At 74.0% G+C, this 13,592-nt stretch carries 12 protein-coding genes; 9 read left to right on the plus strand and 3 right to left on the minus strand.

Annotated elements, in window-relative coordinates:
- Positions 1–105 precede the first annotated feature (105 nt).
- From ACFVWU_RS13980 to ACFVWU_RS13990, 3 genes are all read left to right on the plus strand, one after another.
- The gene (locus ACFVWU_RS13980) at positions 106–606 is read left to right on the plus strand and encodes a ribonuclease (protein WP_387619503.1); all 501 of its coding nucleotides are present in this window, start codon (positions 106–108) and stop codon (positions 604–606) included.
- Positions 607–686: 80 nt separating this feature from the next.
- On the plus strand, positions 687–1,160 hold the full coding sequence (locus ACFVWU_RS13985; RefSeq protein ID WP_387619506.1) for a hypothetical protein: 474 nt from the start codon (positions 687–689) through the stop codon (positions 1,158–1,160).
- Entirely contained in the window at positions 1,160–1,471 is a 312-nt protein-coding gene (locus tag ACFVWU_RS13990) for a transcriptional regulator (protein WP_387619509.1), read from the plus strand. The genes ACFVWU_RS13985 and ACFVWU_RS13990 overlap by 1 nt, the downstream gene beginning before the upstream one ends.
- 13 nt (positions 1,472–1,484) lie before the next feature.
- Here the strand turns inward: ACFVWU_RS13990 and ACFVWU_RS13995 are convergent, their stop codons facing one another.
- Positions 1,485–2,480, minus strand: coding sequence for a hypothetical protein (locus ACFVWU_RS13995; RefSeq protein WP_387619511.1), 996 nt, complete (start codon positions 2,478–2,480; stop codon positions 1,485–1,487).
- 113 nt (positions 2,481–2,593) lie between these two features.
- On the opposite strand from ACFVWU_RS13995, the gene ACFVWU_RS14000 reads away from it, so the two are divergent.
- A complete protein-coding gene (locus tag ACFVWU_RS14000) occupies positions 2,594–3,853 on the plus strand; it encodes an ADP-ribosylglycohydrolase family protein (protein ID WP_387619514.1) in 1,260 nt (419 codons plus the stop codon).
- Positions 3,854–3,858: 5 nt separating this feature from the next.
- On the opposite strand, the gene ACFVWU_RS14005 is transcribed toward ACFVWU_RS14000, so the two are convergent.
- The gene (locus ACFVWU_RS14005; RefSeq protein ID WP_355669436.1) at positions 3,859–4,593 is read right to left on the minus strand and encodes a GNAT family protein; all 735 of its coding nucleotides are present in this window, start codon (positions 4,591–4,593) and stop codon (positions 3,859–3,861) included.
- A gap of 681 nt (positions 4,594–5,274) precedes the next feature.
- Between ACFVWU_RS14005 and ACFVWU_RS14010 the strand changes: the two genes are divergently transcribed.
- From ACFVWU_RS14010 to ACFVWU_RS14030, 5 genes are all read left to right on the plus strand, one after another.
- On the plus strand, positions 5,275–6,219 hold the full coding sequence (locus tag ACFVWU_RS14010) for a PAC2 family protein (protein ID WP_387619517.1): 945 nt from the start codon (positions 5,275–5,277) through the stop codon (positions 6,217–6,219).
- Positions 6,220–6,357: 138 nt separating this feature from the next.
- Positions 6,358–7,359, plus strand: coding sequence for an SGNH/GDSL hydrolase family protein (locus ACFVWU_RS14015; RefSeq protein ID WP_387619520.1), 1,002 nt, complete (start codon positions 6,358–6,360; stop codon positions 7,357–7,359).
- A gap of 158 nt (positions 7,360–7,517) precedes the next feature.
- Entirely contained in the window at positions 7,518–8,828 is a 1,311-nt protein-coding gene (locus tag ACFVWU_RS14020) for a deoxyguanosinetriphosphate triphosphohydrolase (RefSeq protein WP_387619522.1), read from the plus strand.
- 65 nt (positions 8,829–8,893) lie between these two features.
- Positions 8,894–10,798, plus strand: coding sequence for a DNA primase (dnaG, locus tag ACFVWU_RS14025; protein ID WP_387619525.1), 1,905 nt, complete (start codon positions 8,894–8,896; stop codon positions 10,796–10,798).
- A gap of 137 nt (positions 10,799–10,935) precedes the next feature.
- Entirely contained in the window at positions 10,936–12,120 is a 1,185-nt protein-coding gene (locus ACFVWU_RS14030) for an RNA polymerase sigma factor (RefSeq protein ID WP_387619528.1), read from the plus strand.
- 7 nt (positions 12,121–12,127) lie between these two features.
- On the opposite strand, the gene ACFVWU_RS14035 is transcribed toward ACFVWU_RS14030, so the two are convergent.
- Entirely contained in the window at positions 12,128–13,225 is a 1,098-nt protein-coding gene (locus tag ACFVWU_RS14035) for a DUF2690 domain-containing protein (protein ID WP_387619531.1), read from the minus strand.
- Positions 13,226–13,592 lie beyond the last annotated feature (367 nt).

Consider the following 13,592-nt stretch of genomic DNA (forward strand, 5'->3'; position numbering starts at 1 on the left):
GGGACGGACAACGGCGTCCGTCCCCGCCCGGCCGTACGTTCGTGTGGTGTCCGTCATGTGTGTGACTGGCTGAGCCGGACGTCGCCGGCTGCCAAGCTGGACCGCATGACCAGAAGCAAGAGCCCGCTCGTCGTCGTGGCCGTCCTGATCCTGGCGGTCCTCGCCGGAGCCGGCTACCTGCTCGCCGGCAAGGGTGGCAGCAGCCACCCCAAGGCCGCCGCGAGCGCCACCACCGCGGCGAAGCCCTCGGCCCCCAAGCCCACCCCGCCGTCCGGCGGCGGCACCCCCGCCACCGCCGGCAGCTGGGTCCCCGCCGACCCGGCGCTGGCCGACGTCTGCCGCACCAAGCTCCCCAGCCAGGCCCAGGACACCCTCACCCTGATCGCCAGGAACGGCCCCTACCCGTACAACCGCGACGGCATCGTCTTCGAGAACCGCGAGAGCCGCCTGCCGAAGAAGGCCGACGGCTACTACCACGAGTTCACCGTGGTCACCCCGGGCTCCAACGACCGCGGCACCCGTCGCGTCGTCACCGGCGGTTCGGGCGAGCAGTACTGGTCCCCGGACCACTACGTCACCTTCCAGGAGATCGACCCGCGCTGCTGAACCGGCGGCTTGTGGAAAGTACTTTCCAGCTCGGAAAGTTAGTGCCATAGTGGAATCACCATCGCTACGAGGGGGATTCCATGGGCGAGTCGATTCCTGCTGACCTGTCCGCCGCCGAGGCGCTACGCCTGGCCGACCGCGCCGGGGCGGCCGCCCGGCGGGCACAGCAACTGCCCCGCTGGTACGGGCCGGTGATCGCGGCCGGCTTCGCCGTGGTCGGGCTCGCGGTCGGCCAGGCCATCGTGGCCGAACAGGTCTGGCTGATCGCGGTCCTCGGCGCGCTGCCGGGCTCGCTCGGCGGGGTCGCCGCCCGGATCGCGGTGCGCCGGAGCGGGGTCGTGCCGCGCGGGAGCGCCCCCGGTCTCGGTGTTCCGGTCGTGCTGGCGGTGCTCGGGGTGAGCGCGGCGGGCCTGGGCGCGCTGGCGCTCGCCCGGCTGGCCGGCGGCGACCCGCGCTGGATGGGGGCGGCGGCCGGGATCGCGGCCGGCACGGCCTTCTGGATCGCGATGGACCGACTCAACCACCGCGTCCGACACATGCGGGAGAACAGCTGATGCCCGCCGCCCTCGACCCGCTCCTCCAGCACGCCACCCGGCTCACCGTGCTCGCCTTCCTCGGCGCCTGCCGCGAGGCCGAGTTCGGCGCCGTCCGGGACCACTGCGAGGTCTCCGACTCCGTCCTCAGCAAGGCCGCCACCGCCCTCGAACAGGCTGGGTACGTGCAGGTGAAGAAGGGCTACGTCGGCAAGCGCCCGCGCACCTGGCTCGCCGCCACCCGCGAGGGCCGCGCCGCACTCGCCGGCCACCTCGCCGAACTCCAGCGACTGGTCGCCGCCGCCGAAGCCGCCGGGGCCCAACACGCCTGACAAGCCGACGAGGTCACCGCGCCCGGCGCCAGGTGATGCGGTGGTGCCGGCCGTGGGGGCCGGTGGTGAGCAGGGCGGTCAGCTCGTGCAGCACCGGTGCCGGGTCGCGGCGCAGCTGGACCGGGGTGGTGCGGACCACCGGCAGGCCGGCGGCGGTGAGCCGGTTGGCTCGGGCGAGGCCGCGTTCGTGGTCGGCCGGGCGCAGGTGGTAGGCGCGGGAGTCGATCTCCAGCGCCACGCAGGCGTGCGGCCAGTAGGCGTCCGGGACGGCGAGGAAGCGGCCGTCCAGGAAGAGCACCGGGTTCCAGAGCGGCTCGGGCAGACCCGCGCCGGAAAGCACTTCGCGGGCCTCGCCCTCCACCACCGAGCGGACCCCGGCGGTCAGGTCCTCCACCACCAGGGCCACCTGCGGCAGCGCCAATGCGCCCGGCCGGGCCAGCAACTGGTCCAGCAGCTCGCCGAGTTCGCAGTGCCGCCGCTGCACGGCCTCGGCGCACAGCGCCCGGAACCGGCGCGGCCCGGTCTCCTGCGGCGCGAGGTCCGCCAGCGCCCGCGCGACCGTGGCGCTCCACAGCCCGTCGTCCCGCTCGACCCCGCCCGGCATCGCCCCGGACGCCCGGTGGATCCGGACGAACTCCCGGTCGGCCACTCGGCGTTGGCCGGGAATCAGGACGTCCACCTCGCCGAGGTCGGCCGGGTGCCCGGCGCTCGGCAGCCCCGCGTCGGCCAGCACCGCGAGCCCGGTCAGCAGCACCTCCCCGGGCTGCGGCTCCCGCCCCTTCGGACCCGCGTACGCCAGCGCGGCCCGCAGTTTCTGATGAACAGTCAATCGTCCGCTCTGCAGGCAGATCACCCGCGGCAGCACCTGCTGCCACGGCCCGCCCGGCCGTAGCCGGTGGGCGATGGTGCCGGAGGGAACGCCGAGTCGGCGCAGCTGCGCCCGGGTGGCGATGTGCTGCTGGTCGGCGCCGAGCAGGACGACGGGGTCGAGGGGGTTCGCGCGGGTCATGCCCCGGGTGCTGCCCGCCCGGATCGGAGGTATGCGAAACATCCCCCGTCGGGGGTGCCGGCGTAACGGAGTTGACGAAACGGCGGTTCAGCGGATCAGCTTGGGAGCACATGATGACCGAATCCCACGGCCCCGCGCTCGACGCGCTCAACGGCCTCTCCGTCGGTGACGCCCTCGGCGCCCAGTTCTTCGTCCCGGAAACCGCCCGGGCCCACCACGCCTCCCGTACCGAACCGCCCGGCCCCTGGCCGTGGACCGACGACACCGAGATGGCCTGCTCGGTGTACGCCGCCCACCGCGAACGCGGCACGATCGACACCTTCGACCTCACCCACGCCTTCGCCCGCCGACACGACTTCGACCGCGGCTACGGCCCCGCTGCCAACCGGCTGCTCCGGCTGATCCGGGAAGGCGGCGACGCGAAGGCCCTGGCCGCCGAACTCTTCGACGGCCAGGGCTCGTACGGCAACGGCGCGGCGATGCGGGTCGCTCCGCTGGGGGCGGCTTACGCGGATGACCCATCCGCCGTGGTCCGGCCCGCCGCCGACACCGCGGTGATCACCCATGCCCACCCGCAGGCGGTGGACGGCGCGATCGCGGTCGCGGTGGCGGCCGCGTACGCGGTGCGGGCCCGGACCGAGACCATGACGCCGAACACCTTCCTGGCGGCGGTCGCCGAGCTGACCCCGCGCGGGGCGGTCCGCGACGGTCTGACCGAGGCGATCGGCCTGCTCGCCGAACCGGACCCGCTGGTCGCCGCCAAGGTGCTCGGCAACGGCAGCCGGACCTCCGCGGTCGACACCGTCCCGTACGCGCTCTGGTGCGCCACCCGCCGGCTGGTCGACTACCGGGCGGCGATCTGGGAGGCGATCGCGCCCGGCGGCGACATGGACACCGTGGCCGCGATCACCGGAGGGGTGGTCGCCGCCCACACCGGTACCCAGGGCATCCCGGCAGCGTGGATGGCCGCCCGCGAGTCGCTGCCCGACTGGCTGCCCCACACGGCGGGTACCGTCCGGCCCGCCCCGACGCGATCGCAGGACCACCTGAAGCCGATGCTGCTGCCCCGCCCCTGCCCGGTGCCGGACGTGGTCTGGACCGAGGAACAGTGGCGGCGGATCCGTTCCGGGCTGCGCTCCCAGGTGATGGAGCACAAGTGGGAGTCCTACACGTCCGAGGGCGTGCTGCACCTGCACCGCAGTTGGACCGGCTTCGGGATCTGGAGCGTCCGGGTCGCCCCGGTGAAGGGCGGCGGCTGGCGACCGGTCTCGGCCCTCACCGAGCAGCATCCCGACCGGTACAAGGGCGCTCCCGACCCGGAGGGCCTCGCGGCCGTCCTCGGCCTGGCCGCGGAGGGTTACGGCTGGCCGTAACCCCCTCAGGCCGTGATCATCAGCTGCCCGGCGCCGCTGCCGCCTTGTCTAAGGCACTCCTGGTTGATCGCCGGATCCGGGGCGCTCGGCGAGGTGGCGGCGGCGATCCGCAGCTCGATGATGTCCCGGACGGCGGGCCACTCGGAGTCCAGGATCGAGTAGAACGCGGTCGAGCGCACCACCCCGTCCAGCCCGCGCGAGTGCGCCCGGCGGACGCCCTCGGAGGTGGCCCCGAGCCGCTCGATCGCGGCCCGCGAGCGCAGGTTGCGGGCGTCCGCGCGCAGCGAGATCCGCTGCACGCCCCAGGTCTCGAAGGCGTGCCGCAGCATCAGCAGCTTGGCCTCGGTGTTGATGCCGGTGCCCTGGGCGCGCGGCGAGAGCCAGGTGTTGCCGATCTCGGCGGCGTCCGGGACGGCCGTCTCCGGATCGCCGAACGGCACGCCGGGCACCGGCGGCCACACCATCGGGCCCTGCCAGTAGTCGAGTTCCAGGAACCGGGTGGAGCCGACCACCCGGCCGTCGGCGACGTTCACCGTCGCGAACGGCAGCGACCGGCCCGCGGCCTGGTCGGCGAGCGCCCGCGCGATGTAGTCGCGGGCGGCTTCCAGGCCGTGCGGGACGGGGGTGAAGGCGTAGGTCGTACGGTCCTCGGCGCCGGCCGTGGCGATGGCCTCGGCGTGGTGCGCGGCGAGGGGCTCCAGCCGCACGGTGCGGCCGGTGAGGATGACAGGTACGGGCACGGAACCTTCGGTCCTTCATCGGTCGTAGGGTGCCTCCCGCGCCGGGGTGCGGCACGGGGTGCGGTGGACTGACTTCGCCCCGCTCCGGTTTCCGTCCTCCGGGTACCCGTGTACGCCGGAGGATTCCGGTCGGGTGGGGCGGGGGCCCGGAACGGGCGGCGCAGGGTGCCGGAACGGACACGGGTCCTCGGACCGGTCCGGCGGGAAGTGCGAGGGGACAGTGTCGTCCGCGAAATGGCCGAGGAGGAAACGAGAGCGCGAAGGGAAGCAGGCGGCCAGGTGAAGGCAAGATGCGTCGTGGGTGTCTGCCAGAGTACCGATCCGGGTCGTGATCGACGGCGTTACGGACGACGTGACGACGACGCGACGATGCGAGGCAGCGAGAGGACGATACCCGCCAGAAGGCGGTGCGTCACTTCGCGGCACGCGAATGGCGGCGCGGGCCGCCGCGGCGCGCCCCGGATCGGCCTGCTGAACACCCGTGACCAGGGGCTTTTCCTTCGGGTGCGATCATGGTCCGGAGCGGTCGGCAACGGCCCTCGAGCGAGCCGCCCGCCGGGTCGTCGGCCGGGTCGTCCGACGGACCGTTCGCCGCAGCGGGAATTCCGGCGCCGCCCGGCACGCTGGAGGGGATGAGAGCCGGTCGGATCGGGACGAGCAGAGAACGGGGATGGGTGCGCGGTGCGTGACTTCCAGGCGCTGTACGAGCTGGATCAGCAGGGCGTGGCTGCGGTGGCCGCGGCCACCGCGGAGCTGCGCGACACCGGAGCCGGCCTGGTGCTGCTCCACCACTTCGAGGGCTTCATGGACGCCGGGGAGGCCGGCGGCCAGGTGGTGGCCCACCTGCTGGAGACGGGCTCGCCCCAGGTGGTGGCCCGCTTCGACCACGACCGCCTGGTCGACTACCGGGCCCGCCGCCCCGCGATGGTCTTCGACCGCGAGCAGTGGACGTCCTACGACCCGCCGGAGATCCTGCTCCAGCTGGTCCGCGACGCCGCCGGCGCGCCGTTCCTGCTGCTCAGCGGCCCCGAGCCGGACGTCGAGTGGGAGCGCTTCACGCGCGCCGTCCGCGAGCTGGTGGAACGCTTCGAGGTCCGCCTGGTCCTGGACTTCCACGGCATCCCGATGGGCGTGCCGCACACCCGCCCGGTCGGCCTGACCCCGCACGGCAACCGGCTCGACCTCGCGGCGGGCTACCCGCAGTGGTTCGAGCAGGCGCAGGTCCCGGGCAGCGCCCAGGCCCTGCTGGAGTACCGCCTGGCCGAGGCCGGGCACGACGTGCTGGGCTTCGCGGTGCACGTTCCGCACTACGTGGCCCGTTCGGCCTACCCGGCCGCCGCGGTGCTGATCCTGGAGGCGGTGCAGTCCGCCACCGGCCTGGTGCTGCCCGGCAAGCTGCTGCGCGAGCGGGTCGGTGAGGTCTACGCCGACATCGAGGAGCAGCTCTCCCAGGGGGACGGCGAGTTGCGCTCGGCGATCCGCGGCATGGAGGGCCAGTACGACGCGGTCGCGGGCGCGGAGGGCCGGGAGAGCCTGCTCGCCGAGCCGGTCGACCTGCCCTCGGCGGACGAGCTGGGCCGGCGCTTCGAGGAGTTCCTCGCCGAGCACGAGCGCGGCGCGGAGTAGGCGGCGCGGAGTAGGCGGCGCGGCGCGGTTGGGGCCTGCCGGGAGTCATCCGGCGGGCCCGTACGTTGGACCCCGGGGTGCCCCGGGGACGGGCCGCCGTACGGAGCCGCCCGCCACTCGTACCCCGGGAGGGACGCCATGCCGAGGACCACACGCCCGACCGTCGCCGTGACGGCCGGGGTGGCCGCCCTGCTGCTGGCCGGGTGCGGCGGCGGGGGCGGTTCGGACGCTTCGACGCCGGGCTTCGCGGGCGCGCTGCCCGGCCGGCCGGCCGCCGAGGCGACCCCGACACCCACGCCGACCCCCACCCCGACTCCCACCGGCCCGTACGTGGCGCTCGGCGACTCGTACACGGCGGGGATGAAGATCGCCCCGCAGGTCGGCGAGCCCAGCGGCTGCTCCCGCTCCGGGGTCAACTACCCCGCCCTGCTGGCGAAGGCGCTCGACCTGCCGCCCGCGCAGTTCCGGGACGTCAGCTGCAGCGGCGCCCGCACCGGGGACCTGCGGTCCCCGCAGAAGACCGACGGCGGGCCCAACCCGGCCCAGCTGGACGCGCTGACCCCGGCCACCCGGCTGGTCACCGTCGGGATCGGCGGCAACGACGCGGGCTTCATGCAGGTCGTCACCGAGTGCGCCAAGGACAACCTGGTGGACGCGGTGAAGGGCCTGGTCAGCGACGATCGGGCGGACGCGCCCTGCCGGGCGCACTACTCCACCGGCGGCGGCGACCAGCTGCAGGCCCGGGTGGACGCGACCGGCGAGCAGGTCTCCCAGATCCTCCAGGAGATCCGGCGGCGCTCCCCGCAGGCCCGGGTCTACGTGGTCGGCTACCCGGCGCTGTTCCCGGCCGACCCGACGAGCTGCGCGCCGGTGCTCGGTACGACGCTCGCGCCGGCGGACCTGGGCTTCCTGGCGGAGAAGGAGCAGCAGCTCAACGGGATGCTCAGGAAGCGCGCGGAGGCCGCCGGGGCGGTCTTCGTGGACACCGCGGGCCCCTCGGCCGGGCACGACATGTGCGCGGGGGAGGACACCCGCTGGATCGAGCCGCCCTTCCCGGCCCGGGGACTGGCGCCGGTGCACCCCAACGCCAAGGGGCAGGAGGCGGCGGCCGCCGCGGTGCTGAAGGCCGTCCGGGGCTGAGCGCGCCCCGGGGAGCGGTGCGGGAACCGGGCCGTCCGGGTGCGAGCGGTCAGCGGGGAGGGGCACCAGCGCGCCGCTCACCATTCACGCCCCGGCCCGCGCCCCTTCGCGCGCGGCACACCCCGCGTGTCGGAGGCGCGGCGTACCGTGAGATTCATATGGATGACACCACGCACCGCCTCGCCGCCCCGCTCCCGTACGACCACGCCGCCGAGGCCCGCTGGGTCCCCGAACCGGACAAACGCCCCGGCCGTACGGCGTTCCAGCGCGACCGCGCCCGGGTGCTGCACTCGGCGGCGCTGCGCCGGCTGGCCGGCACCACCCAGGTGGTCGCCCCGATGCGCAGTGACTTCCCGCGCACCCGGCTCACCCACTCGCTCGAATGCGCCCAGGTCGGCCGGGAGTTGGGCGCGGCCCTGGGCTGCGACCCGGACCTGGTGGAGACCGGCTGCCTGGCCCACGACATCGGCCACCCGCCCTTCGGTCACACCGGCGAGGAGGCCCTCGACCAGGCCGCCGAGGCCTGCGGCGGCTTCGAGGGCAACGCCCAGTCGCTGCGCATCCTCACCCGGCTCGAACCCAAGCGCTTCGCGCCCCAGGACGGCCAGCCCGCGGCCAGGCTGGCCCCCTGGCCCGGCCGCAGCGTCGGCCTCAACCTGACCCGGGCCGCCCTGGACGCCGCCACCAAGTACCCGTGGACCAAGGGCGCCCACCCCACCGACCCGGCCTCGCACAAGTACGGCGTCTACGCCGACGACCTGCCGGTCTTCCGCTGGCTGCGGGCCGGCTCCCCGGCCGGGCGCAAGTGCTTCGAGGCCACCGTGATGGACTGGTCCGACGACGTGGCCTACTCCACCCACGACGTCGAGGACGGCCTCCAGGCCGGCCACATCGACCCGGCCGCGCTGCGCGCCCCGAGCGAGCGCGCCGAGCTGTTCAAGGTCGCCGAGCGCTACGCCCCGGACGCCGAGCCGGAGGAACTGGCCGCCGCCCTGGACCGGCTGCTCGCCCAGGACTGGTGGCCGCGCAGCTACGACGGCACCGCGCGCGCCCGGGCCGGACTCAAGGACCTCACCAGCCAGCTGATCGGCCGTTTCTGCCTGGCCGCCGAGCAGGCCACCCGCGCCCGCTACGGCCCGGGCCGGCTCACCCGCTACACCGCCGAGCTGGTGGTGCCCAGGGACGTCCGGCTGGAGTGCGCGGTGCTCAAGGCGGTCGCCGTCCGCTTCGTCATGCAGCGCGACGAGCAGGCCCAGCTGCGCGCCCGCCAGCGGATCGTGATCGCCGAGCTGGCGTACGTGCTCACCCAGCGGGCCCCCGAGGGGCTGGACCCGGTCTTCGCCGCGATGTACCGCGAGGCCGAGGACGACCGCGCCGCGCTGCGCACGGTCGTCGACCAGATCGCCACCCTGACGGACGCCTCGGCCCTCGCCCTGCACGCCAGACTCGTCGGCGCCGCCTGGGCGTGAGCGCGGAACGGGCACCGGCCCCGTACCACGGCTCGAAACCCCGGCCACCCCAGTAGACTTCCGGGGTGGCCGGGCGGATCAGGGACGAAGACGTACAGGCGGTGCGCAGCGCACTGCCGATCGACGCGGTGGTCGGCGACTACGTACAGCTGACCAACGGTGGCGGCGGCGAGTACAAGGGCGTCTGCCCCTTCCACGACGAGAAGTCCGCCTCCTTCTACGTGAACCCCGCCAAGGGCGTCTTCCACTGCTTCGGCTGCCAGGAGAACGGCGACACCATCGCCTTCCTGATGAAGATCGAGCACTTCACCTTCGCCGAGGCCGTCGAGCGGATGGCCGCCCAGGCCGGCATCACCCTGCGCTACGAGGAGGGCGGCTACAGCCCCCGCCACCAGCAGGGCGAGCGGACCCGGCTGGTCGAGGCGCACAAGGTGGCCGCCGCCTACTACCAGGAGCAGCTGGCCTCGCCGGAGGCGGAGATCGGCCGCCGCTTCCTGGCCGAGCGCGGTTTCGACGAGGAGGCCGCGAAGGCCTTCGGCGTCGGCTACGCCCCTGTGGGGTGGGAGCACCTGGTCCGTTTCCTGCGCGGCAAGGGCTTCACCGACAAGGAGATCCTGCTCGGCGGCCTGGCCTCGCAGGGCCAGCGCGGCGGCCTGATCGACCGCTTCCGGGGCCGGCTGGTCTGGCCGATCCGGGACATCGCGGGCGAGGTGGTCGGCTTCGGCGCCCGCCGGCTGCGCGAGGACGACAACGGCCCGAAGTACCTGAACACCCCCGAGACGCCGATCTACAAGAAGTCCCACGTGCTGTACGGCATCGACCTGGCGAAGAAGGAGATCGCCAAGTCGGGCCGCGCGGTGGTGGTCGAGGGCTACACCGACGTGATGGCCTGCCACCTGGCCGGGGTGACCTCGGCGGTGGCCACCTGCGGTACCGCCTTCGCCGAGGACCACATCAAGATCATCCGCCGGCTGCTGATGGACACCTCGCAGTACCGGGGTGAGACGGTCTTCACCTTCGACGGCGACGCGGCCGGCCAGAAGGCCGCCCTGCGGGCCTTCGAGGACGACCAGAAGTTCGCCGCCAAGACCTCCATCGCGGTCAGCCCGGGCGGCATGGACCCCTGTGAGCTGCGCCTGGCCCAGGGCGACGAGGCGGTCAAGCAGCTGATCGACAACCCGGTCCCGCTGTTCGAGTTCGCGCTGAACTCGGTGGTGGCCCGGCACCGGGTGGACACCCCGGAGGGGCGTTCGGCGGCGCTGGAGGAGGCGGCCCCGATCGTCGCCAAGATCAAGGACCGCTCGATCCAGCACGAGTACGCCGTCCGCCTGGCCGGCATGCTCGGCATCCTGGACGAGCCCTTCGTGGTCCGCCGGGTCTCCCAGCTGGCCCGCTGGGACCGCGAGCGCCAGCAGAACCCGCGCGGCGCGGGCACCCGCCGCCCCGAGCCGGTCCAGCCGCAGCGTCCCGCGCAGCCCGCCTTCCGGCTCAACCCGCGCGACCCGGCCCAGTTCGTCGAGCGCGAGCTGCTCAAGCTGGCGCTCCAGCACCCGGACCTGGTCAGCCCGGCCTTCGACCACTACGGCGACGACGAGTTCCCGACCCCGCCGTACACCGCCGTCCGGCAGGCCATCGCCAAGGCCGGCGGCGCCGCGTACGGGGCGACCCTGCCCGACTTCACCGGTGCGGTGCGCGAGGCCTCCCCGGACGACCGGGTGCGCTCGCTGGTGACCGAGCTGACCGTCGAGCCGGTGCGCTCGCGCCGCAAGGCGGACGCGGTCTACGCGGGTGAGTTCCTGGTCAAGCTGCGCCTGCTCGCGGTGGACCGGCGGGTCAACGAGGTCCGCGCCTACCTCCAGCGGCTCGGCCACCGGGCCGACGCCGAGCAGCTGCACGCGGTGCAGACCGAGCTGTGGCAGCTCCAGCAGTACGGGCAGCAGCTCCGCAGCCGGGGCGCGGCGGCGCTGTAGGCGCCGCTGTTCCACCAGCCCGTTGCGCAGAAAGTCGGCGCACGAGTCTCGGCCACGGAGTGTGGCGTACCGCACACTGGAGGGCGTCCCACCTCCGTACAGCGCGGGTCCGCCAGAGTCGCGCCCGCCCCGAGGGGATGCCCGTGGACCAAGGCCTTGCCACAGCGACCACCGCCAGTAGACGAACCGAGCCGGCGGAACCCGCCGAACCGGCCGGGGAGCAGGAGACAGACCACGGCCGGGCCGGGGCGGCGCCCCCGGCCGGCGCCCGGGTCCCCGCCCAGGGCCTGCCGGAGGGGCACCCCGACAGCCCGGACGCCGACATCGAGTCCGCCGACGCCGCCGACGAGTCCGCCGACGAGGACGAGCCCCCAGAACCCCCCGAGCCTCCCGAACCCGCCGAGGGCGGCGGCCCGGCTGCCGACCTGCTGCGCCAGTACCTGCGCGAAATCGGCCGGATCCGGCTCCTCACCGCGCCTGAGGAAGTCGAACTGGCCCGCCGGATCGAGGCCGGGCTGTTCGCCGAGGAGCAGCTGAACGGGGATCCGCCGCCGCCCGACCCGCTGGCCGGCGAGCTGGACACCCTGGTGGTCCTCGGCCGGATCGCCAAGCGCCGCCTGATCGAGGCGAACCTGCGCCTGGTGGTGTCCGTCGCCAAACGCTATGTCGGCCGCGGGCTGACCCTGCTGGACCTGATCCAGGAGGGCAACCTCGGCCTGATCCGGGCGGTGGAGAAGTTCGACTACGCCCGCGGCTTCAAGTTCTCCACCTACGCGACCTGGTGGATCCGGCAGGCGATGAGCCGGGCGCTGGCCGACCAGGCCCGGACGATCCGGGTGCCGGTGCACGTGGTCGAGCTGATCAACCGGGTCGTCCGGGTCCAGCGCGCGCTGTTGCAGGAACGCGGCCTGGAACCGACCGCGGCCGACATCGGCACCGCCCTGGAGCTCACCGAGGAACGGGTGCGCGAGCTGCTCCGGCTGGCCCAGGAGCCGATCTCGCTGCACACCCCGGTCGGCGAGCAGGACGACGTCGCGCTCGGCGACCTGATTGAGGACGCCGACGCCGCCTCGCCCGCCGAGTCCGCGACCTTCCTGCTGCTGCGCCAGCACCTGGACGCGGTGCTGGCCACCCTCGGCGAGCGGGAGCGTCAGGTCGTCCAGCTCCGCTACGGGCTGGACGACGGCCGCCCGCGCACGCTGGAGGAGATCGGCGCGGTGTTCGGCGTGACGCGGGAGCGGATCCGCCAGATCGAGTCCAAGACACTGGTCAAGCTCCGCGACCACGCCTACACCGAGCAGCTGCGCGGCTACCTCGACTAGGCCGGGCCTAGGGTGCGGACGGAGACGCGGACGGGCTCTGTGCGGCCTGGGCCGGGCTCGCCGAGCCACCGGGCGTCGCCGGGGCCCCGGCGCCCGGGGGCGGTGAGGCGGAGCCGGTCGGGATCGGGGTGGAGGCCACCACCGAGGCCAGGTTGACGACGGTCGTGGTGCAGTCGTGCCCGGCCGGCTGGAAGCCGCAGACCTGGAAGCCGACCCCCGGGTCCGCGGCGTTCAGCATCATCGAGTAGTTGTCGTAGCCCCAGTGGATGAGGGCCGTCTCACTCTCCCCGGTGCTGTCGGTGATCACCGCGTAGTCCTTGGGCTCACCCTCGGTGATCGCGGCCCAGGCGGCCTGACAGGTCTGGCTGTAGCGGAGGTAGACGACCACCTTGCCGATGACCTGGGTCTGCAGCGTCCGGGCGTCCTTGCCGCAGCCGGTGGTCTGGGGGTTCTTGTGCGCGCAGCCGAGGGCCTGGCAGACGGGCTCGGACGGGACGGGCATCGCGCTGGGGACGGCGGGCGGGGTCGGGGCGTCGGCCGCGGAGGCCTCGTCGTGGTGCCGGGTGATCCGCAGGCCGACCAGCACCAGCAGCAGCGCCAGCACCGCCGCGCCCGAGAACAGCACCGCCGGGCGTCGCCACCAGGCGACGGCGGGGCGGTCGGCCTCCTCGGCGGCAGGTCCGCCGGTCAGCAGTTCCTCGGCCGCCGACTCCTCGCCCGTAGCGGCGGTGGCAGCGGTGACGGCCGAAACAGCCACAGGAGCCTCGCCCGGCTCCTCGACGGAAGGCGCGTCAGCGGTCGGCTCCTCGGCGGTCGGCTCCTCAGTGGTCGGCTCCTCGGCGGCGGGCTCCAGCGCCAGCCGCCACAGCCGCCGCAGCTCCGCCGCGTCGCACTCCACCGCCCCGACCAGCGCCTCCAACGCCTGCTCGGTCACCACCCGCTTGCCGTTCAGCCAGCGCTCCCAGGAGGCCCGGCTGTAGTGGGTCCGGGTGGCCAGTTCGGCCAGCGAGAGCCCGGCGGTGTCCTTGATGGCCCGGAGTTCCTCCGCCAGTCGCCGGGCGGGTCGGGAGAGCTCCTCGGGCAGTTCTTTCCAGGCGGAAGCCAATGCGGCCCTCCAAGGTCGCGAGACGGGACACGGGGGACAGGGCAGGAAGTGCACGCCCGGCCCGGGCCGTTCGGTGTCTACCCTTCTCCAACCTCAGCGGCCTGGTGTCTCAAACTCCAGGTCATGGCGTTGAGACGGACGGAAGTGTCTCACAACCCCCCGGAACGCTCGAACAATCGCGTGTTCGTGGTGCAGAGTTCTCTGGCCGGTGCGATTTCGCCGCTCCGGCCGCTTCGTTCGGGCCTCGGCCGGTCGGCCGTGGTGGCCCGACACCGAGTCCCGGATACCCCCACCGTTCGGGGCAGCCTCGCGGGGGGAGGCTGCCCCGAACGCCGGGACCCCGGTGGGAGGGTGCTTCCCCGCACCC

Origin of the sequence: Kitasatospora sp. NPDC058190 (assembly GCF_042883685.1) — a bacterium.
Lineage (GTDB): Bacteria > Actinomycetota > Actinomycetes > Streptomycetales > Streptomycetaceae > Kitasatospora.